General features: G+C 74.3%; 6 protein-coding genes and 1 pseudogene. 2 read left to right on the top strand and 5 right to left on the bottom strand.

Translation table 11 applies throughout. From position 1 onward, the window contains the following. Positions 1–4 precede the first annotated feature (4 nt). Together ACLJPY_RS02100 and ACLJPY_RS02095 are read left to right on the top strand one after the other, a co-directional pair. A complete protein-coding gene (locus ACLJPY_RS02100) occupies positions 5–12,358 on the top strand; it encodes an SDR family NAD(P)-dependent oxidoreductase (protein WP_410586251.1) in 12,354 nt (4,117 codons plus the stop codon). A gap of 40 nt (positions 12,359–12,398) precedes the next feature. Then, positions 12,399–18,776: pseudogene (locus ACLJPY_RS02095) on the top strand (SDR family NAD(P)-dependent oxidoreductase); the annotation flags it as partial. A gap of 307 nt (positions 18,777–19,083) precedes the next feature. Here ACLJPY_RS02095 and ACLJPY_RS02090 read toward each other — a convergent pair. Genes ACLJPY_RS02090 through ACLJPY_RS02070 form a run of 5 tightly spaced genes read right to left on the bottom strand, consistent with a single transcriptional unit; the run spans position 19,084 to position 23,012 of the window. Next, the gene (locus tag ACLJPY_RS02090; protein WP_410586250.1) at positions 19,084–20,262 is read right to left on the bottom strand and encodes a cytochrome P450; all 1,179 of its coding nucleotides are present in this window, start codon (positions 20,260–20,262) and stop codon (positions 19,084–19,086) included. A 37-nt stretch (positions 20,263–20,299) separates the two neighbouring features. Then, positions 20,300–20,488, bottom strand: a complete 189-nt coding sequence (locus ACLJPY_RS02085; RefSeq protein WP_410586249.1) for a ferredoxin — start codon at positions 20,486–20,488, stop codon at positions 20,300–20,302. A gap of 29 nt (positions 20,489–20,517) precedes the next feature. Next, the gene (locus ACLJPY_RS02080; RefSeq protein ID WP_410586248.1) at positions 20,518–20,730 is read right to left on the bottom strand and encodes a hypothetical protein; all 213 of its coding nucleotides are present in this window, start codon (positions 20,728–20,730) and stop codon (positions 20,518–20,520) included. Beyond that, positions 20,720–21,940 (bottom strand): cytochrome P450, encoded by a 1,221-nt coding sequence (locus ACLJPY_RS02075; RefSeq protein ID WP_410586247.1) that lies wholly within the window; start codon positions 21,938–21,940, stop codon positions 20,720–20,722. The genes ACLJPY_RS02080 and ACLJPY_RS02075 overlap by 11 nt, the downstream gene beginning before the upstream one ends. A 34-nt stretch (positions 21,941–21,974) precedes the next feature. Continuing rightward, positions 21,975–23,012, bottom strand: coding sequence for a DegT/DnrJ/EryC1/StrS family aminotransferase (locus ACLJPY_RS02070; RefSeq protein ID WP_410586246.1), 1,038 nt, complete (start codon positions 23,010–23,012; stop codon positions 21,975–21,977). Positions 23,013–23,036 lie beyond the last annotated feature (24 nt).

Raw genomic sequence — 23,036 nt, 5'->3', positions numbered from 1 at the left:
CACCATGGCGACATCCGGCGACAAGGTCGTCGAAGCACTGCGCGCGGCGATGAAGGAGACCGATCGGCTGCGCCGGCAGAACCGGCAGCTGCAGGCGGCGGCCAGGGAGCCCATCGCCATCGTGGGCATGGCGTGCCGCTACCCGGGCGGGGTGCGCTCGCCGGAGGACCTGTGGCGGCTGGTCGCCGAGGGCGGCGACGCCATCGGCGAGATGCCGGCGGACCGCGGCTGGGACCTGGACGCGCTCTACCACGGCGGCCCCGACGGCACCGGCGAGAGCGTCACCCGCCAAGGCGGCTTCCTGGAAAACGTGGCGGACTTCGACCCCGGGTTCTTCCGCATCTCGCCCAACGAGGCGATGGTGATGGACCCGCAGCAGCGGCTGGTGCTGACCACCGCCTGGGAGGCCGTGGAACGGGCCGGCATCGACCCGCTTTCGCTGCGGGGCAGCGACACCGGCGTGTTCGTGGGCGGCGGCAGCGGCGACTACCGGATGCCCCACGGGCACGTGGACTGGCAGACCGCGCAGTCGGCCAGCCTGCTCTCCGGCCGGCTGGCCTACACCTTCGGCCTGCAGGGCCCGACCATGTCCGTGGACACCGGGTGCTCGTCCTCGCTGGTCTCGCTGCACCTGGCCGTGCAGGCGCTGCGGGCCGGCGAGTGCTCGATCGCGCTGGCCGGTGGCGTGATGGTGATGTCCACCCCCGCTGGGTTCACCGAGTTCTCGGCGCAGGGAGCCCTGTCCCCGGACGGCCGCTGCAAGGCGTTCTCCGACAGCGCCGACGGCACCGGCTGGGCCGAGGGCGCGGGGATGCTGCTGGTCGAGCGGCTGTCCGACGCGCGGCGGCTCGGGCACCCGGTGCTGGCCGTGGTGCGTGGCCTGGCCGTCAACCAGGACGGCACCTCCAACGGCTTGACCGCGCCCAGCGGCGGCGCCCAGCAGAAGGTGATCCGCGCGGCCCTGGCCGCCGCCGGACTGGGTCCGGACGAAGTCGACGTCCTGGAAGCCCACGGCACCGGCACCAAGCTCGGTGACCCGATCGAAGCCCGCTCGCTGCTCGCGACCTACGGCCGGACCGAGCGGGAACACCCGCTGCTGCTGGGTTCGGTCAAGTCCAACATCGGGCACACCCAGGCCGCGTCCGGCGTCGCCGGCGTCATGAAGATGGTGCTCGCCCTGCGCCACGGCGTGGTCCCGCGGACCTTGCACGTGACCGAGCCGTCGTCGCACGTCGACTGGTCCTCCGGGGCGCTGGAGCTGCTCACCGAACCGGCCGCGTGGCCGCCGGTGGACCGGCCGCGCCGGGCCGCGGTGTCGTCGTTCGGGGCCAGCGGCACGAACGCGCACGTGATCCTCGAGGAAGTACCGCCGGAGCCGGTGGTGGCCGAGTCCCGGTCGGTCGAGCCGGGTGTGGTGCCGTGGGTGGTTTCGGCGAAGACCGAGGGCGCACTGGCCAAGCAGGTCGCCCGGATCCGCGAACGGGCCGGCGACCCGGTGGACGTCGGGTTCTCGCTGGCGACGACGCGGTCGGTGTTCGAGCACCGGGCGGTGCTGCTGGCCGATGCCGAGGGGACCGCTGTTGTGGCCTCCGGCGAGGCCACCGATGCCTTGGTGGGCATGGTCTTTTCGGGTCAGGGTGCGCAGCGCGCCGGGATGGGCCGGGAGCTGGCGGCCCGGTTCCCGGTGTTCGCCCGTGCGCTGGACGAGGTGCTCGCCGAGCTCGCCGTCGAGGGGCTGCGCGAGGTCATGTGGACCGGTGAGAACCTCGAGCAGACCCGGTTCACCCAGCCCGCGTTGTTCGCCGTCGAGGTCGCGCTGTTCCGGCTCTTCGAGTCGTGGAGGGTCAAGCCTGCTTGCCTGGCCGGGCACTCCGTCGGGGAGATCGCGGCGGCCCACGTGGCCGGGGTGTTCTCGCTGCCGGACGCCTGCGCGCTGGTCGCGGCCCGTGGCCGCCTGATGCAGGCGTTGCCGTCCGGTGGGGCGATGGTGGCCGTCGGGGCAGGCGAAGACGTCGTCTTGCCGTTGCTGGCCGGTCGTGCGGACGAGGTGTCGATCGCGGCGGTGAACGGGCCGCGGTCGGTGGTGCTGGCCGGGGTTGAGCCGGTGGTGCTGGAGATTGCGGAGGTGTTGCGAGAGCAGGGAAAGCGGGTCAAGCGGCTGGCGGTGTCGCATGCGTTTCATTCGCCGTTGATGGAGCCGATGCTGGCGGAGTTCCGGTCGGTGGTGGCGGGGGTGAAGCTTTCCGAGCCGCGGATTCCGCTGGTGTCGAACCTGACCGGGGCGTTGGTGACCGGTGAGGTGTGCGACCCGGAGTACTGGGTGCGGCACGTGCGTGAGCCGGTGTGGTTCGCGGCCGGAGTGGCCGCGATGCGGGACGCCGGCGTGTCCGTCTTCGTCGAACTGGGACCGGGAACCGGCCTGGCGTCGATGGTCCACGAGATCGTCGACGACCCCGCGGTGGCGGTGATCCCGGCGCTGCGGGAGGCGCCGGAGGAGCGCTCGGTCGTCACGGCCCTCGGTGCGGCGTTCGTCGCCGGGGTGGCGATCGACTGGCCGGCGTTCTTCGCCGGGCTGGGCGGCCGCCGGATCGACCTGCCGACCTACCCGTTCCAGGAGACGCGGTTCTGGCCGAAGAACACCACCCGGGCCGGCAAGGTGGCCGACTGGGGCTTGGTGCCTGCCGGGCACCCGCTGCTCGGCGCGGCCGTGCCGCTGGCCGACGACCAGGGCGCGGTGCTGACCGGCCGGCTCTCGGTGGCCACCCACCCCTGGATCGGCGACCACGTGCTCGGCGACGCCGTGGTGTTCCCGGGCACCGGCTTCCTGGAGCTGGCCGTCCGCGCGGCCGACCAGGTCGGCTGCCGTCAGGTGCAGGAGCTCACCTTGGCCGTCCCGATGGTGCTGGGGGCGGGCGAAGCGGTCGACGTCCAGGTCGTGGTGGGCGCGCCCGACCCGGACGGGCGCCGCGACCTGCGGATCCACTCCCGGCGCGCCGCCTCGGACGGCACGTGGACCCACCACGCCACCGGCGTGCTCGCGCCCGCGGAGACCCGCGGCGGCTGGGCACCCGCGCAGTGGCCCCCGGCCGGGGCGGAACCCGTGGCCATCGACGACTTCTACGCCCGGATGGCGGCCGGCGGCCTGGTCTACGGACCGTCGTTCGAAGGGCTGCGCGCGCTGTGGCGGCAGGGCGAAGACCTGTACGCCGAAGTGGAGTTCCCGCAGGCGGCCCAGGACGCGGCCGCCTACGGCCTCCACCCGGCGCTGCTGGACGCGGCCCTGCAGGCCAGCTCGTTCTTCGCGGCCAACGCGGGCAAGAACCTGATGCCGTTCTCCTGGAACGGCGTCAGCCTGCACGCCGCCGGCGCCACCGTGCTGCGGGTGCGCTGGCAGCGGGACGGCGACTCGTTCACCCTGTCGGCCACCGACGTGGCGGACAACCCGGTGCTGTCGGTCGAATCCCTCATCCTGCGTGCGCCCGCCGGGCGGATCTCGGCCGCGCCCGCCGCGCAGGACGCGTTGCTGCGGCTGCATTTCGCGCCGCTGTCTCTGCCGGAGACGGCCGAGGTCCCTGTCGGCAGCTGGGCGGTCGTCGGACCGGACACCTTCGGTCTTCGGTCCGTTGTGGACGGACGGCCCGCCGGTTCGCCGGGCGAGCTGGCCGAGTCCGGGGTGGTACCGGACTGGGCCCTGATCCAGGTCACCGGCGGGGACGTGGCGGCCGGGCCGTCCGTGGCGCACGAAGTCGCGGCCCGGGTGCTGGGTGTGCTGCAGGACTGGCTGTCCCGGCCCGAGCTTGAGCAGTCGAGGCTGATCGTGGTGACCCGCGGTGCGGTCGACGAGGTGACCGATCCGGCTGCGGCGGTGGTGTGGGGGCTGGTGCGCAGTGCCCAGTCCGAGCACCCCGGCCGGTTCGTGCTGCTCGACCTCGACGCCGGTGTCGCCGCCCTGCTGCCGCGGCTGGCCGCGTCGGTGTTCGCGGACGAGCCGCAGGTGGCCGTGCGGGACGGGGTCGTGCAGGTGGCCCGGCTGGGCCGCCTGGCCACGTCGCCCTCGCTGGTGCCGCCGCCGGGGCAGTGGCGGCTGGACAGCAAGCACTCCGGCAGCCTGGACGACCTGTACCTCGCTCCGGTCACCGAGGAACCGCGGTCCCTGCGCGACCGGGAGGTCCGGCTGCGGATCACCGCGACCGGCATCAACTTCCGGGACGTGCTCAACGCGCTCGGGCTGTACCCGGGCCCGGCCGGCCCGCTGGGCTCCGAGGTCGCCGGGGTGGTCACCGAGCTCGGCCCGGACGTGACCGGCCTGGCCGTCGGCGACCGGGTCATGGGCATCTCGCCCGGCGGCATCGGCTCGGCCCCGGTGGTGGTCGACGAACGGATCGTGCACCGGGTTCCGGACGGCTGGACCGACGAGACCGCGGCCTCGGTGCCGCTGGCGTTCCTCACCGCGTTCTACGCCTTCACGGATCTTTCCGCCTTGCGGCCGGGGCAGAAGGTGCTGGTGCACGCCGGCGCCGGCGGGGTCGGCATGGCCGCCATCCAGCTGGCGAAGCACCTGGGTGCGGAGGTGTTCGCCACCGCGAGCCCGGCCAAGCAGGACACGCTGCGCGGGCTGGGCATCCCCGACGACCACATCGCTTCCTCCCGCACGACGGACTTCGAGGCGGCGTTCGCGCCGCTGACCGGCGACGGCCTGGACGTGGTGCTGAACTCGTTGACCGGCGAGTTCATCGACGCTTCGCTGCGCCTGCTCAAGCCCGGCGGGCACTTCCTCGAAATGGGCAAGACCGACCTCCGGGAGAACCCGCCGGGCGTCCGGTACCGCGCCTTCGACCTCGGCGAGGCCGGCCCGGACCGGATCGGCGAGATGCTGACCGCGCTGCTCGGGCTGTTCGCGCGGGGCGTGCTGGCGCCGCTGCCGATCACCGCCTGGGACATCCGCCGCTGCCGGGACGCCTTCCGGTTCATGGCGCAGGCCAAGCACATCGGCAAGCTCGTGCTGACCATGCCGCTGGTCTGGGACCGCGACGCGACCGTGCTGATCACCGGCGGCACCGGCGGGCTGGCCGCGCACCTGGCCCGGCACCTCGTCGCCCAGGGCCAGCGGCACCTGCTCCTGGTGGGCCGCCGTGGCGACACCGCACCGGGTGCCGCGGAACTGCGAGCCGAACTCGGCGACGCGGTGTCGTTCGCGGCCTGCGACGTCAGCGACCCGGCCGCCGTGCGCGCGCTGGTCGACGGCCGGACCATCACGGCGGTGGTGCACGCGGCGGGCGTGGTCGCCGACGGGGTGCTCGGCTCGATCACCCCGGAGCGGCTGGACACCGTGCTGGCGCCCAAGGTGGACGCCGCCTGGCACCTGCACCAGGCCACCCTCGACCAGCCGCTGGCCGCGTTCGTGCTCTACTCGTCCGCCGCCGGCCTGGTCGGCAGCCCCGGCCAGGGCAGCTACGCCGCCGCCAACGTGGCCATGGACGCGCTGGCCGGCTACCGGCACCGGCTCGGCCTGCCGGCCACCTCGGTGGCCTGGGGTCCGTGGGCCGCCTCGAGCGGCATGACCGCCGCCCTGACCGAAACCGACCGCCGCCGGACCGCTGCCGCCGGCTTGACCGGCATCGAAGCCGGCCCGGGCATGGCCATGTTCGAAACGGCCATCAGCACCGGCGAGCCGGTGCTGATGGCCACCGCGGGCGGCGCGGCCGCGCCCGGGGGCCCGGTCCCGCCCATCCTGCGCGACCTGGTCCGCGGCGCCCGCCGCACCGCCGCCGCGGCCGGCCCGCTCGCCCCGGGCGGCCTGGCCGCGGAACTGTCCGGCCTGCGGGAGGGCGACCGGCACCAGCACCTGCTGGGCATCATCCGCGGCGAGGCGGCCGCCGTGCTCGGCCACCCGTCGATGGACCTCGTCGGCGCGAAGCAGGAGTTCCGGGAGCTCGGGTTCGACTCGCTCAGCTCGGTCGAGCTGCGCAACCGGCTGGCCGCCGCCACCGGGCAGCGGCTGCCCGCGACCCTGGTGTTCGACTACCCGACGCCGGTCCGGCTGGCCACGTTCCTGCTCACCGAGGTGCTCGGCGAGACCGGTCCCGCCGCCGGAACCGGCGGGCCCGCGGTGACCACCGGCCCGGCGCCGGACGACGACCGGATCGCCGTCGTCGGCATGAGCTGCCACTACCCGGGCGGGATCCACTCGCCGGAAGACCTGTGGCAGCTCGTCGTGGCCGGCCGGGACGTGATTTCCGGCTTCCCGGGCGACCGCGGCTGGGAGGACGCGAGCCGGTACACGCCGGAGGGCAACACCGTGTCGCTGTCCCCGGTCGGCGGGTTCCTCACCGACGCCGCCCAGTTCGACCCGGCGTTCTTCGGCATCTCGCCGCGTGAGGCCATCGCGATGGACCCGCAGCAGCGGGTGCTGCTGAAGACCGCGTGGGAGGCGATCGAGCGGGCCGGCATCGACCCGCTGTCGCTGGCCGGCACGCCCACCGGCGTCTACATCGGCGCCTCCGACGCCGACTACGCCGGCCTGCTGTTCGGCGACCCAGCGGCCGAAGGGTTCGTGATGACCGGCACCACGGTCAGCGTGATCTCCGGCCGGCTGTCCTACACCTTCGGCCTGGAGGGCCCGTCGGTGTCGATCGACACCGCCTGCTCCTCGTCCCTGGTCGCGCTGCACCTGGCGGCGCAGGCGCTGCGCAACGGCGACTGCTCGCTGGCACTGGCCGGTGGCGTGACCGTGATGTCGTCCCCGGTGCCCTTCGCCGAGTTCGGCCGCCAGGGCGGCCTGGCCCCGGACGGGCGGTGCAAGGCCTACGCCGACAGCGCGGACGGCACCGGCTGGTCCGAGGGCGCCGGCGTGCTGGTGCTGGAACGGCTGTCCGACGCCCGCCGCCACGGCCACCGCGTGCTGGCCGTGGTCGCGGGCTCGGCGGTCAACTCCGACGGCGCGTCCAACGGCTTCACCGCGCCCAACGGGCCGTCGCAGCAGCGGGTGATCCGCCGGGCGCTGGCGTCGGCCGGTCTGTCCACTTCGGACGTCGACGTCGTCGAGGGCCACGGCACGGGCACGCGGCTGGGTGACCCGATCGAGGCGCAAGCCCTGCTGGCCACCTACGGTCGGGAGCGCGAAACCCCGCTGTTGCTGGGATCGGTCAAGTCCAACCTCGGGCACACCCAGGCCGCGGCCGGGGTGGCCGGGGTGATCAAGGTGGTGCAGGCGCTCGAACACGGCGTCGTCCCGCGGACCCTCAACGTCGACGCGCCCTCGACGCACGTGGACTGGGATTCCGGGGCGGTTTCCCTGGTCACCGAACCGGCCGCGTGGCCGTCGGTGGACCGGCCGCGCCGGGCCGGGGTCTCGGCCTTCGGGGTCAGCGGCACGAACGCGCACGTGATCCTGGAGCAGGCGCCGGCCGAGCCGGTGGTGGTCGAACCCCGGCCGGTCGAGCCGGGTGTGGTGCCGTGGGTGGTTTCGGCCAAGAGCGAGGAGGCGCTGGCGGAGCAGGTCGAGCGGATGCGTGGCTTCGCGGGTGATCCGGTGGACGTCGGGTTTTCGCTGGCGACGACGCGGTCGGTGTTCGAGCACCGGGCGGTGCTGCTGGACGGTGTTCCGGTGGCTTCCGGTGAGGCCGGTGAGGTTTCGGCCGGAGCGGTGTTCTCCGGTCAGGGCGCGCAGCGGGCCGGGATGGGCCGTGAGCTGGCGGCCCGGTTCCCGGTGTTCGCTGAGGCTTTCGACAAGGTTTTGTCCACTCTGGACATTGTCGGGTTGCGCGAGGTGATGTGGTCGGGGGAGGGCCTGGACCAGACCCGGTTCACCCAGCCCGCGTTGTTCGCGGTCGAGGTCGCGCTCTACCGGCTGTGGGAGTCGTGGGGCGTGCGGTTCGGCTCGGTCGCGGGTCACTCGGTGGGCGAGATCGCCGCGGCGCACGTCGCGGGCGTGCTGTCGCTGGCCGACGCGTGCGCGGTCGTGTCGGCGCGGGCACGGTTGATGCAGGCGCTGCCCGCCGGGGGCGCGATGGTGGCGGTGGGTGCCTCCGAAGATGTGGTGTTGCCGTTGCTGTCCGGACGCGAGGGTGAGGTGTCGATCGCGGCGGTGAACGGGCCGCGGTCGGTGGTGCTGGCCGGGGTTGAGCACGTGGTGCTGGAGCTCGCCGAGATGTTGCGAGAGCAGGGGAAGCGGGTGAAGCGGCTGTCGGTGTCGCATGCGTTTCATTCGCCGTTGATGGAGCCGATGCTGGCGGAGTTCCGGTCGGTGCTGGCCGGGGTGAAGCTCGCCGAGCCGACGATTCCGCTGGTCTCGAACCTGACCGGGACGTTGGTGAGCGGTGAGGTGTGCGACCCGGAGTACTGGGTGCGGCACGTGCGCGAGCCGGTGCGGTTCGCCGACGGGGTGACCGCGATGCGTGCGGCGGGGACTTCGGCGTTCGTGGAGCTGGGGCCGGGCACGAGCCTGGCGTCGATGGTGCACGAGATCGCCGACGACCCCGCGGTGGCGGTGATCCCGGCGTTGCGAGAGGCGTCGGAGGAGCGGTCGGCGGTGACGGCGCTGGGCGCGGCTTTCGTCGCCGGGGTCGACGTCGACTGGCCCGGGTTCTTCGCCGGGCTGGGTGGCCGCCGGATCGACCTGCCGACCTACCCGTTCCAGGAGACGCGGTTCTGGCCCAAGGCCACCGGCCGCACCGGCAGCGCCGCCGACTGGGGCCTGGTCTCCGCGCGGCACCCGCTGCTCGGCGCGGCGGTCGGCCTGCCCGACGACGAAGGGGTCGTGCTCACCGGCCGGCTGTCCACCACCACCCACCCGTGGCTGGCCGACCACCAGGTCGGCACCGCGATCCTGTTCCCGGGCACCGGTTTCCTCGAACTGGCCGTGCGGGCCGCGGACCACGTGGAGTGCCGTCAGGTGCAGGAGCTGACCCTGGCCGTGCCGATGGTGCTGGCCCGCGGCGAGGCGGTCGCCGTGCGGGTGACGGTCGGGGCCCCGGACGAGACCGGCCGCCGCGACCTGCGCATCCACTCCCGGGCCGCCGCCTCGGACGGCACGTGGACCCACCACGCCACCGGCGTGCTCGCCCCCGGCGAGAGCCGCACCGAGTGGGTGCCCGCGCAGTGGCCGCCCGCCGGGGCCGAGGCGGTCGGCCTGGACACCTTCTACGCCGGCCTGGCGGAATCCGGCCTGGTGTACGGCCCGGTCTTCCAGGGCCTGCAGGGTGCCTGGCGTGACGGTGAGGACCTGTACGCCGAGGTGGCGCTGCCCGAACCGGCGGTCTCCGACGCGGCCGGGTTCGGCCTGCACCCGGCCCTGCTGGACGCCGCCCTCCAGGTCAGCGGCGAACTGTTCGACGACGGCTCGGGGCAGGGCCTGCTGCCCTTCTCGTGGAGCGGTGTCAGCCTGCACGCCGGCGGCGCCACGGTGCTGCGGGTGCGCTGGCGGCGCCACGGCGACGCCGTGTCGCTGGCCGCCACCGACGTGGCCGGTCACCCGGTGCTCTCGGTCGAGTCGCTGCTGCTGCGCTCGGCCACCACCGCCGGGGCCGTCGCGCCGGCCGCCGACGTCCGGGACGCCCTGCTGCGGCTGGAGTGGGAGACCGTGGAACCCACCGCCTCGGCGGCCGGGCAGCGCTGGGCGGTCCTCGGCGACGACCCCTTTGCCCTCAAGTCCATTGTGGACGCATACGGCGCCGGTTCGCCCGGCGAGCTGGCCGAGTCCGGCGCGGTGCCGGACTGGGCGGTGCTGGAGATCGACGGCGGCGGCGTCGCGGCCGGGCCGTCCGCGGCGCACGAGGCCGCGGCGCGCGTGCTGGGTGTGCTGCAGGACTGGTTGGCCCGGCCCGAACTGGAGCAGTCGAGGCTGGTCGTGGTGACGCGGGGTGCGGTCGACGAGGTGACCGATCCGGCGGCGGCCGCGGTGTGGGGGCTGGTGCGCACGGCCCAGTCCGAGCACCCCGGCCGGTTCGTGCTGCTCGACCTCGACGCCGGGAGCGCCGACGTGCTGCCCGGGCTCGCCTCCGTCCTCCGGGAGGAGCCGCAGATCGCGGTGCGCGACCGCGAGGTGCGGGTGGCCCGGCTGGCCCGGTTGACCACGTCGCCCTCGCTGGTGCCGCCGTCGGCGCAGTGGTGCCTGGACAGCAAGCACTCCGGCAGCCTGGCCGACCTGTACCTCGCTCCGGTCGACGAACCCGCGCGGCCGCTGCGGGGCCGGGAGGTCCGGCTGCGGATGACCGCCGCGGGCATGAACTTCCGGGACGTGCTCAACGCACTGGGCCTCTACCCGGGCCAGGCGGGGCCGCTCGGCGCCGAGGGCGCCGGCGTGGTCACCGCGGTCGGCCCGGACGTGACCGGGCTGGCCGTCGGCGACCGGGCCATGGGCATCGTGCCCGGCAGCATCCGCACCGCGCCGCTCACCCTCGACGAGCGCATCCTCACCCGCGTGCCGGACGACTGGACCGACGAGACCGCGGCTTCGGTGCCGCTGGTGTTCCTCACCGCGTTCTACGCCTTCACCGACCTGGCCGGCCTGCGGGCCGGGCAGAAGGTGCTGGTGCACGCGGGAACCGGCGGGGTCGGCATGGCCGCCGTCCAGCTGGCGAAGCACCTGGGTGCGGAAGTTTTCGCCACCGCGAGCCCGGCCAAGCAGGAGACCCTGCGGGCCATGGGAATTCCCGGTGACCACATCGCTTCCTCGCGCACGACGGACTTCGAAGCGGCGTTCGCGCCGCTGACCGGTGACGGCCTGGATGTCGTGCTGAACTCGCTGACCGGTGAGTTCATCGACGCTTCGCTGCGCCTGCTGAAGCCGGGTGGGCACTTCCTGGAGATGGGCAAGACCGACGTCCGGGAGAACCCGCCGGGCGTGCGGTACCGGGCGTTCGACCTGTCCGAGGCCGGACCGGACCGGATGGGCGAAATGCTGGCCGAGCTGCTCCGGCTGTTCGCCAAGGACGCGATCAAGCCGCTGCCGGTCCGCGCCTGGGACGTCCGCCGGGCCCGCGGCGCGTTCCGTCACATGCAGCAGGCCAAGCACATCGGCAAGCTGGTGCTGACCATGCCGCCGGTCTGGGACCGGGAGGCGACGGTGCTGGTCACCGGCGGCACCGGTGGTCTGGCCGCGCACTTGGCCCGGCATCTGGTGGCTCAGGGGCAGCGGCACGTGCTGCTGGTGGGCCGTCGTGGTGACGCGGCCCCGGGGGCGGCCGAGTTGCGGGCGGAGCTCGGCGACGCGGTGTCGTTCGCCGCGTGCGACGTCAGCGACTTCGAAGCCGTGCGCGAACTCGTGTCGGACCTTCGGCTGACGGCCGTGGTGCACGCCGCGGGGGTGCTCGACGACGGGGTGCTGGAGTCGATGACTCCCGAGCGGCTGGACGCCGTGCTCGCGCCGAAGGCGGATGCCGCGTGGAACCTGCACCGGGCGACCGAAGACCGGCCGCTGGCCGCGTTCGTGCTCTATTCCTCGGTGGCCGGCGTGTTCGGGGCCGGCGGGCAGGGCAACTACGCGGCGGCCAACACCACGCTGGACGCCTTGGCCGCCTACCGCCGGCAGCAGGGGCTCCCGGCGACCTCGATCGCCTGGGGCCCGTGGGCGGCCTCCAGCGGTATGACCAGCACGCTCGGCGAAGCCGACCGCCGGCGCACCAAAGCGGGCGGCGTGGCCGAAATCGAGGTGGCGCACGGCATGGCCATGTTCGAGGCCGCCGTCGGCACGGACGAGCCGCTGGTCGTCGCCACCGCGACGAACCCGGCCGGGGCCGCCGCGCCGGCCGACGTGCCGCCGCTGCTGCGCAACCTGGTTCGCGCCGCCCGGCGGACGGCCGTCGGCGCGGCCGCCTCGCAGGCCGGGCTGGTGGAGAAGCTGACCGCGTTGCCCGAGGACGACCGGCTCACCCTGCTGCTCGACCTCGTGCGCGGCGAAGCCGCCGCGGTGCTGGCCCTGCCGTCGCCCGACGCGGTCAAGGCCGACCGCGAATTCCAGGAACTCGGCGTCAACTCGCTGACCGCCGTCGAGCTGCGCAACCGGCTGACCGCCGCCACCGGGCTGCGGCTGTCCGCGACGCTGGTGTTCGACTACGCCACGCCGCGGGCGCTGGCCGCGCACCTGCTGGCCGAGCTGGCCGACGGCACCGGCCTCGACAGCGGGCCGTCGGTGCTGGCCGAGCTGGACCGGCTGGAAGCCGCGATGGCGGCCGGTGCACCGGACGAGGTGACCCGCACCGGCGTCGCCGGCCGGCTGCGCGCGCTGCTGGCGCAGTGGGGCACGAGCGACCACGACACCGGAGCCGGGGACGGGGTGGCCGAACTCATCGAGTCCGCCAGCACCGACGACGTCTTCGCCTTCATCGACAACGAACTCGGCCGGCTGAAGAACCGCTGACCCACCGCACGCGCAGCAGAAAGGACGCCCGATGCCGGACGACAAGAAGCTCGTCGACTACCTCAAGTGGGTCACCGCGGATCTGCACGAGACCCGGCGGCGGCTGGAGGAAGCCGAAGCCGGCCGCCACGAGCCCGTCGCCATCGTCGGCCTGGCCTGCCGGTTCCCCGGCGGCATCGACAGCCCCGAGGACCTGTGGCGGCTGGTCGAGGCCGGGCAGGACGCGATCGGCCCGTTCCCGGAGGACCGCGGCTGGGACGTGGCCGCGCTGGCCGGCGAGGGCCGGGGCGCGAGCGCGACCCTGGAGGGCGGGTTCCTGCACGACGTCGGCGGTTTCGACGCCGCGTTCTTCGGGGTGTCGCCGCGCGAGGCCGTCGCCATGGACCCGCAGCAGCGGCTGCTGCTGGAGCTGTCGTGGGAAGCGTTCGAGCGAGCCGGGATCGACCCGCTGGCCCTGCGGGGCAGCCGGACCGGGGTGTTCGCCGGGACCGACGGCCAGGACTACGGCAACCTCGTGCTGCGCTCGGCCGAGGACGTGGACGGGCACGCCGGTACCGGCCTGGCCGCCAGCGCGCTGGCCGGCCGCGTCAACTACACCCTGGGTCTGGAGGGCCCGGCCGTCACCGTGGACACCGCCTGCTCTTCGGCGCTCGTGGCGATGCACCTGGCCGCGCAGGCGCTGCGGTCCGGCGAGTGCACGCTGGCGTTGGCCGGTGGCGTCACCGTGATGTCCACCGCGCTGCGCTTCGCCGGCTTCACCCGGCAGGGCGCCTTGGCCGCCGACGGCCGCTGCAAGGCCTTCGCCGACGCCGCCGACGGCACCGGCTGGTCCGAGGGCATCGGCGTGCTGGTGCTGGAGAAACTGTCCGACGCGCGGCGCAACGGGCACCACGTCCTGGCCGTGCTGCGCGGCTCGGCGGTCAACTCCGACGGCGCGTCCAACGGCTTCACCGCCCCCAACGGCCCGTCCCAGCAGCGGGTCATCACGCAGGCGCTGGCCAGTGCCGGACTGTCCACATCGGACATCGACGTGGTCGAAGCGCACGGCACCGGGACGACCCTCGGCGACCCGATCGAAGCCCAGGCCCTGCTGGCCACCTACGGCCGGGACCGGGAAACGCCGGTGCTGCTGGGCTCGGTCAAGTCCAACCTGGGGCACACCCAGGCCGCCGCGGGCGTGGCCGGCGTGATCAAGATGGTGCTGGCCATGCGCCACGGCCTCGCGCCCAAGACCCTCAACGTGGACAAGCCGTCCTCGCACGTGGACTGGACCGCCGGCCGGGCCGAACTCCTCACCGAAGCCGTCGCCTGGCCGGACACCGGCCGGCCGCGCCGGGCCGGGGTGTCCTCCTTCGGCGTCAGCGGCACCAACGCGCACGTCATCCTGGAACAAGCGGACGAGCCGGCCGAGGTGTCCGCCACCCCGCGGCGCACCGCGACGGCGCTGCCCTGGCCGGTGTCGGCCAAGTCGGAAGCCGCGCTGCGGGCCCAGATCGACCGGGTGCGGGAGTGCACCGGCTCGGCGGTGGACATCGGCCGCTCCCTGGCCGCCCGCTCCGCGCTGGAGCACCGGGCCGTGCTGCTGGCCCGCCCGGACACCACCGACCGGCCCGAGGTCGCCACCGGCGTGGCCGGCAACGCGGGCGTGGGCGTGGTGTTCTCCGGGCAGGGGGCGCAGCGGCTCGGCATGGGCCGGGAACTCGCCGCCGCCTTCCCGGTCTTCGCCGAAGCCCTGGCCGAGATCTGCGGCCACCTCGACCCGCTGCTGCCCGGACCGCTCAAGGACGTGCTGTGGGGCGGGGACGAGGCCGCGCTGAACGAGACCGGCTGGGCCCAGCCGGCGCTGTTCGCCGTCGAAGTCGCCCTGTTCCGGCTGTGGGAGTCCTGGGGACTGAAACCGGCCGCGGTGGCCGGGCACAGCGTCGGCGAGATCGCCGCCGCGCACGTCGCCGGTGTGCTCTCCCTGGCCGACGCCGCCCGGATGGTGGCCGCCCGGGCCCGCCTGATGCAGGCGCTGCCCGCCGGCGGGGCGATGGTGGCGTTGCCGGCCACCGAGGCCGAGGTCGCGCCGCTGCTCGTGCCGCACGGCGGCCAAGTGGCCATCGCGGCGCTGAACGCGCCGGGCGCGGTGGTCGTCGCCGGGACCGAGGCGGCCGTGACCGCCGTGGCCGGGCAGGTCGAGGCGTGGGGCCGCCGGACCAAGCGGCTGCCGGTGTCCCACGCCTTCCACTCGCCCCTGGTGGAGCCGATGCTCGCGGAGTTCCGGTCCGCGCTGGCCGGGATCGACCTGCACGAGCCGGCCGTCCCGCTCGTCTCCACCCTGACCGGGCGCGCGGTGACCGGCGAGGTGGGCGACGTCGAGTACTGGGTGCGGCACGTGCGTGAGCCGGTGCGCTTCGCCGACGGCGTCCTCGCCCTGCTCGACGCCGGGGTGGGCACGTTGCTGGAGATCGGCCCCGGCCACACCCTCACCTCGATGATGAGCCAGACCCTGGCCGACACCGGCCGCGCGGCCACCGTCGTGCCCGCGCTGCGCGAGGCCCCGGAGGAGGCCGCCGCGGTCACCGCGCTGGGCCAGGCCTGGGCGGCCGGCGCCGAAGTGGACCTGGACCGCTGCTACGCCGACCTCGGCGGAAGGACCGTGCCGCTGCCGACCTACCCGTTCCAGCACCGGCGGTTCTGGCCGTCGCCGTCCGCCCGCACCGGCGACGCGGCCGACTGGGGCCTGATCGGCGCCGGGCACCCGCTGCTGCGCGCCTCGGTCGGCCTGGCCGACGACCACGGCGTGCTGCTGACCGGGAGCGTCTCGACGGCCACCCACCCGTGGCTGGCCGACCACCAGGTCGGCGGCACCGTGCTGTTCCCCGGCACCGGCTTCCTCGAGCTCGCGATCCGGGCCGCCGACCAGGTCGGCTGCGCGCGGGTCGAGGAGCTGACGCTGTCCGTGCCGCTGGTGCTCGGCCGCACGGACACGGTGTCGCTGCAGGTCGTGGTGGGCCGCGCGGACGGCGCCGGCCACCGGGACGTGCGGATCTGCTCCCGCCCGGCCGGTGACGCCACCCGGGCGTGGACCGAGCACGCGAGCGGGGTGCTCGCCCCGGAACCGGTGGCCGCCGCCCCGGCGGCCACGCCGTGGCCGCCGCCCGGCGCCGAACCGGTCGACTTCACCGACTTCTACGCCCGGATGGCCGCCACCGGCCTGGTCTACGGCCCGGCCTTCCAGGGTCTGCGCTCGGTCTGGCGCGCCGGCGACGACGTCTATGCCGACGTGGAGCTGCCCGTGGACAGCGCGGCGGACGGGGAATTCGGGATCCACCCAGCGCTGCTGGACGCGGCGCTGCAGGCGAACGTGTCGCCGGAACGCAGCGGTGGCCGGCTGCCGTTCTCCTGGACCGGCGTGAGCCTGCACGCGAGCGGCGCCCGGCAGCTGCGAGCGCACTGGCACCAGGACGGGGAGACCGTCACCCTGGCCGCCACCGACGTGGCGGGCCAGCCGGTGCTCTCGGTGCGCTCGCTCCTGCTGCGCTCCGCCACCGCACCGGCGGCCACCGGCGCCCGGGACGGCCTCCTGCACCTCGGCTGGCCGGAGCAGCCGGTTCCGGCCGCCACCGGGCACCGCTGGTCGGTGCTGCGCGACGACGTCTTCGGCCTGGCCGCCGCGCTCGGGGCGCCCACCGCGGACACGGCCGCCCTGCTGGCCGTCTCCCGGCCCGACTGGGCGGTGTTCCAGGTCGGCGGCGGGACGGCCGCGGTGCACGAGGTGACCGCGCAGGTCCTGGAAGTCCTCCAGGACTGGGTCTCGCGGCCGGACCTGGCCGGGACCCGGCTGGTCGTGGTCACCCGCGGCGCGGTCGCCGTGCCCGGTTCGACGCTCGCCGACCTGGCCGCCTCGGCCGTCTGGGGGCTGGTCCGCACCGCGCAGTCCGAGCACCCCGACCGGTTCGTGCTCCTCGACATCGACGACCGGCCCGAGACGATCGCCGCGCTGCCCGGCCTGGGTGCCCTCCTCGCGGACGAGCCGCAGGTGGCGGTGCGCGGCGGCGTGGCCAGGGTGGCTCGCCTGGCCCGGCTCGCCGAAGCGCCTTCACTGGTGCCGCCGGCCGGACCGTGGGTGGTCGAACGAGCCGACGGCGAGCTGCGGGCGGTGCCCGCCCCGGCCGAGGAACCGACGGGGGAGCGGGAAGTCCGGCTGCGGCTCACCGCGGCCGCGCTGGGCCGCTCCGGCCCGGTCAAGGTCACCGGCGTGGTGACCGAAGCCGGGGCCGAGGTCTCCGGGGTGGCCGTCGGCGACCGGGTCACGACCACGGTGTCCGGCGAGATCGGCACCGCACCGCTGGTGGTGGCTGCCTCTTCGCTGGCGCCGGTGGCGCCGGGTGTCACCGACGCCGGCGCCCTGCGCGTGGGCGCGCCCCTCTTCGACCTCCGGCAGGCGCCGGAGGCCCTCGCCCGGCACGACTACGCCGTGTTCACCCTGCCGCCGCTGTGGGACCGGGAGGCGACGGTGCTGGTCACCGGCGGCACCGGTGGTCTGGCCGCGCACCTGGCGCGGCACCTGGTGGCTCAGGGGCAGCGGCACGTGCTGCTGGTGAGCCGGCGTGGTGACGCGGCCGTCGGGGCGGGGGAGTTGCGGGCGGAGCTGGGTGACGCGGTGTCGTTCGCCGCCTGCGACGTCAGCGACTTCGAAGCCGTGCGCAAGCTGGTGTCCGGCGTGCGGTTGACCGCTGTCGTGCACGCCGCGGGGGTGCTCGACGACGGCGTCCTGGAATCGATGACCTCCGAGCGGCTCGGCACCGTGCTCGCGCCGAAGGCGGATGCCGCGTGGAACCTGCACCGGGCGACCGAAGGCCGGCCGCTGGCCGCGTTCGTGCTCTACTCCTCGATCGCCGGGATCCTCGGGGGCAGCGGGCAGAGCAACTACGCGGCCGCCAACACGTTCCTGGACGCCTTGGCCGCCTACCGCCGGCAGCAGGGCCTCCCGACGACCTCGATCGCCTGGGGCCCGTGGGCCGCGAGCGGCATGACCAGCACGCTGAGCGCGGCGGACCGCAGGCGGGCCGCGGCCGGCGCCGCCTCGATGATCGACCCCGAACAGGGCATGGCCCTGTTCGACGCGGCCGTCGCCACCATCGAGCCGCTGCTCGTGGCGCTGCCCGCCGGCACCGCACGGGCCCAGGGCCCGGTGCCCTCGGTGCTGCGCGCCCTGGTGCCTGCGCCGCGCCGGTCCGCAGCCGCCGCCGGCGCGGCCGCCACCGGGCCGAGCCTGACCGACCGGCTGCGCGGGCTCGAACCGGACGACCGGGTGGCGCTGCTGCGCTCGGTGGTGGTCGAGCACGCGGCCCGCGCGCTCGGGCACACGGACCCGGCCGCGGTCGACGTCGACACGCAGTTCATGGACGCCGGCTTCGACTCGCTCATCGCCGTGCAGCTGCGCAACAGCCTGGCCGAGGCGGCCGGGCTGCGGCTGCCGGCCACGGTGATCTTCGAGAACCCGACCCCGGCCCGGCTGGCCGGCTGGCTCGCGGCCGAACTGGCGGCCGGCGGCGCGTTTGCCGGGGGCGGCCTCGGCGGCGCGCCCGTGCACGACACGGTCGGGCACCTGTTCTTCGAGTCCCTGCGGGCCGGGAAGCTGCAGGCCGGCATGGACATGCTCAAGGCGGTCGCCGCCGTCCGGCCCACCTTCGACGCCCCGGCCGAACTGGAGGAGCTGCCCGCGCCGCTCACCCTGTCCGAAGGCCCGGCCGGGCCGCGGCTGATCTGCATCAGCTCCCCGGTCGTGGTCGGCGGCGTGCACCAGTACGCCCGGATCGCCGCGCAGTTCCAGGGCGTCCGGACCGTGCGGTCGCTGCCGCTGATCGGGTTCGCCCAGGGCGAGCCGTTGCCCGCCACCGCTTCGGCCGCGGCCCGGGTGGTCGCGGAGAGCGTGCTGGAGGCCGCGGACGGCCAGCCGTTCGTGATCGTCGGCCACTCTTCCGGCGGCGTGCTCGCCCTCGCCGCGGCCGGCCTGCTCGAGAACACGTGGGGCATCCGCGCGGCGGGCGTCGTCATGCTGGACACGCTCAGCCTCCGCCACGCCGGCGACGACTCGACCGACTACATGGGCATGGCCGAAGACATGATGACCACCATCCGCTCGGAGACCACCACGATCGAAGCGGCCCGCCTGTCGGGCATGGCGTCCTGGCTGAACAAGCTGCCGGCGATGGCGGACTACCGGACGACGGTGCCGAAGATCCTGGTCCGCTGCGGCGAGGAGGGCAGCGAGGCCCCACCCGAGCAGCGGGCACTGGTGGACGGCACCGACACGATCCGCACGGTCCAGTCCAACCACTTCGCCCTGTCCCAGGAACACGCCCCGCTGACGGCCGCGATCATCGGCGAGTGGCTGGAGCAGCTCCCGGCGCTGGCCCCGGCGCCCTGAGGTTTGTGAACAGCCGCGCGCCCCGGCCGGCCGCCGGGGCGCGCGGCTTTCCCTTGCGCGACAGGCGCGACCACGCGGCGGTTCTTGTCGGGGTCGGCGCCGCGGCTTGCCTTCCCTACCAGACGGCGGATCGGCGAGCGCCGGGGTCGCAAGAGGTCGAGCGGACAGGCCCCGAAGGGCCGCGCGCCCCGGCCGGCCGCCGGGGCGCGCGGCCTTCCCTTTTGCCGCAGCGATTTCCGCCCCAAACGGGCGGGCGATCACGCGAAAGGGCCGCCACCGGAAGGTGACGGCCCTGGCGGACGGGGACTTACCAGGTGACGAGCAGTTCGTCGGTGAGGCCGCCGCCCAGCGGGGCGTCCGTGGTGGCCACCTCGGCCGCGGGGACCAGCGGCCGCAGGCCGGGCAGGCGGCTCAGCAGGCGGGTGAACAGCACCTGCATCAGGATCCGGGCCAGCGGAGCGCCCATGCAGGCCCACGCGCCGTGCGCGAAGGTCAGGTGCCGGTTGGGCGCGCGGCCGACGTCGAATTCGGCCGGGCAGTCGAAGGCGTCGACGTCCATGTTGGCCCGGGCCAGGTCCAGCAGCACCAGCTCGTCCTTGCCGATGGTCACGCCGCCGATCTCGATGTCCTCGCGGGCGTACCGCGGCAGGCTGAGGCTGCCGGACACCCGCAGCATCTCTTCGACGGCCCGCGGCACCAGGTCCGGATCGGCCGCCACCGCGTCGCGCTGCGCCGGATCGTTGGCCAGCAACAGGAAACCGTAGTCGATCTGCTTGACCGTCGAGCCGATGCCGGCGAACAGCAGCAGCATGGCGATCTCGCCGACCTGCTCGTCGGTCACGTCGTTGCCGGTCACCAGGCGGGACATGACGTCGTCTGCCGGCGCCGCCCGCTTGCGGGCGGCCAGGTCGCGCAGGTAACCGAAGAACGCGGCCGTGCCGTCACCCTCCTCGTCGGCCACGCCGCCCATCCGGGACACCAGGGCCGCGCACTGCTCGCGTTCGTCCGCGGGCACGCCCAGCAGCTCGCAGATCACCAGCAGCGTCAGCGGGGCCGACAGGCCGGCGTGCAGGTCGGCCGGGCGCGGCCGGGCGGCGAACGCCTCGACCAGGCCCGCGGTCAGCTCCTCCACCTTCGGCCGCAGATGCAGCATGTGCCGGGCCGCGAAGTGCGGCTGCAGCACCTTGCGCAGGTCGTGGTGGAACTTGTCGCCGGCCCCGTGGTCGGTGGCGGTGGCCAGGTCGTAGGTGGGGTTGCCGGCGTACTGCGGCTTGCGGCCCGGGTCCGGGTGCGACCGCCCGAGCCGGTCGTCCCGCAGCAGCCCCTTGATCTCGGCGTACCGGGACACCAGCCACGCCGGGTCGCCGGCCGGGGTGACGATCCGCCGGACCGGCGGACCGTCGTACGGCTCCCGCAGGTGCGGGCACAGCCGTTGCACGAAGGGCTCGTCGGACGCCAGCAGCACCCGTTCCTCCGTCGTGGTCATCGGTTCCTCCCTTTCGGCGGCCGGTGCCGCGGCAGCGCTATTCGACGGTGATCGTCGCGGACGGGCACACCAGCGCGGCCTCGCGCGCGGCGGCCGCGTCACCACCGGACGGGGCCGGCCGCAGCACCGTGACGATGCCGCTGTCGTTCTGGTCGAACACCTCCGGCGCGGTCAGCACGCACTGGCCCGCGCCGATGCAGCGTCCGGTGTCGACGGTGATCCGCACGGTTTCCTCCTCGGGTCGCGGGGCCGGGTTCAGCGGCGCTGCGCGCAGTGCGAGCCGCACGGTCCGGGCGGGGGAGCGCCGACGCCGTTCCACGTGCTGCCGGCGAAGGCGACGCACCAGGCGGGGTAGCACGGCCCGGTCAGCTCGACCGCCTCCGGGTGCGAGTGGTCGAGCCGGTGACCCGAAAGCGCCGATCCCAACGCCGAAAACCAGCGGACCAGCGGGTGCCGCTCACCGCTCATGCCGCGCCTCCTCGTCCGGTCCGGGGGTGGGTTGCCAGCGCACGGGCAGCGCGTGCAGGCCGAACAGCGTGCCGTCGTACTTGAAGGGCAGCTCCTCGAGGGGAGCGTCGATCCGGAGCGTCGGCACCCGTTCGAACAGCGTTTTGTAGACCGCGGCCATCTCGGCCCGGACCAGGTTCTGGCCCAGGCACTGGTGCACGCCGAAGCCGAACGCGACGTGGTTGCGGGCCGGGCGGTCCGGCTTGAACTCGTGCGGGCAGGCGAACGCGGCCGTGTCGTGGTTGGCCGCGGCGATCAGCGGGATCAGGCCTTCGCCCGCGCGGATCAGCTGGCCGCCGATCTCGACGTCCTCGACGGCGGTGCGCATGGCGACCAGGTCGGCCACGGAGTGGTACCGGACCAGCTCCTCCACCACCCGCTCGTCCCCGATCCACGCCGGGTTGGCCAGCAGCGTGACCACGCCGAGCGAGATGTTGTTGGCCGTGGTCTCGTGCCCGGCGATCAGCAGCAGCATGACCACGCCGGACATCTCCTGGGGCGTGATCGCCCCGGTGGCGAGGATCCGGGTGATCAGGTCGTCGCCCGGCCACTTCTGCTTGATGCCGATCAGCCGGGTGATGTAGCGCAGCAGCTGCCGGACCGCGTCCGCGCGCTCCTGCTCTGTGCTGCGCTGCAGGTTGACCAGGATCTTGGTCTTGGCCTCGAAGAAGGGCCGGTCGTCGTGGGGTACGCCCAGCATGGTCGAGATCACCAGGGAGGGCACCGCCAGCGCGAAGTCCTCGACCAGGTCGGCCCGGCCGCCCTTGGCCAGCAGCGCGTCCACGCACTCGTCCACCGTGCGCTGGATCAACGGCTGCCACGCCCGGATGCGGCGGACCGAGAACTCCGGGATCAGCGCCTTGCGGAACCGGTCGTGCTCGGGCGGGTCGAGGCCGACGAACCAGCCGGGGATCTCCTCCTGCGTCGGGACCCCGCCGGTCCGGCCGACCTTGGGGAAGCCCGCGTTCTCCGGGTTCGCGCTGATCCGGCGGTCGGTCAGCACGGCCCGCACGTCCTCGTGCCGGGAGACCAGCCAGACCGGCTGGCCGGTGGCCAGGGTGGTGCGGACCAGGCCGGGCCGCTCGCGGTAGCCCGCGTAGGCGTCGGGCGGGAAGGGTTCGCCCGGTCGCCGCACCGGGAACTCGACCATGGGGGTGTCGGTGCTCGTCATCGCACTTTCCGTAGGCAGACGGGAAACGGGCCGGTCAGGCGGTGTAGAACTCCCGCACCTTTCCGGTGATGAACTCCTGGTCGCTCGCGCTCAGCCCGACGTAGGTGGGCAGGTAGAAGCCGTCCGCGGCGAACCGGGAGGCGTTGAGCGCGGGCCACGACGGGTCGAGGTAGCCGGGCTGGCGGCTCATCGGCTTGAAGAACAGCCGGGTCTCGATGCCCTCGGCGGCCAGGTGGTCCCGCAGTTCGTCGCGGCGCTCGGCCCGCACGTCGTACATCCACAGCACGTCGCGGGGCGGCATCAGCGTGATGCCGTCGATCCCGGCCAGGCCCTCGTCGTAGCGCCGCTCGATCTCCTTGCGCGCGGCCAGCAGGTCGTCCAGCCGCTCGGTCTGGGCCAGCGCCACCGCGGCCTGCATGTCGGTCATCCGGAAGTTGTAGGCCAGCTTCTTGTGCAGGAACGAGTGGTCATCGGAAAAGGCCATGCCCCGCAGGTGCGCCATCTGGCCGGCCAGCCGGGCGTCGTCGGTCACGCAGATGCCGCCTTCGCCGGCGGTGATGATCTTGTTGGCGTAGAGCGAGAAGCACGCGATGTCGCCGACCGGGCGGACGCCGTGCGCCTCGGCCGAGTCCTCCACGACGAACAGGTTGTACTCGTGGGCCAGCCGCATGATCGGGTCCATGTCGCAGCGGCGGCCGTAGATGTGCACCGGCATGAGCACCTTGGTGCGCGGGGTGATCTTCTCCTCGATCCGGGCGACGTCGAGGTTCAGGTCGTCCCCGCAGTCGACGAACACCGGCGTCGCGCCGGTGTAGGTGACCGCCCAGGCGCTGGCGATCATGGTGAACTCCGGCACGATCACCTCGTCGCCCGGGCCGACGCCGAGCGCGCGCAGGGCGAGGGTGAGCGCGGTGGTGCCGGAGGAACAGGCGACGCCGTGCGCGACGCCGTTGTAGTCGGCGAAAGCGCGTTCGAAGCGGCGCACGTGCGGTCCCTGCGAGGAGATCCAGCCGTCGCTGATCCCTTCGGTGACGTACTCGAGTTCCCGGCCGGTCAGGCTGGGGCGGGACACGGAATAGGTGTAGGCCACGGTTTC

The organism is Amycolatopsis sp. lyj-23 (assembly GCF_046549135.1).
Classification (GTDB): Bacteria; Actinomycetota; Actinomycetes; order Mycobacteriales; family Pseudonocardiaceae; genus Amycolatopsis.
Note: the sequence above shows the minus strand (reverse complement) of the source record. Positions and strands in the feature narration are given on the sequence as shown.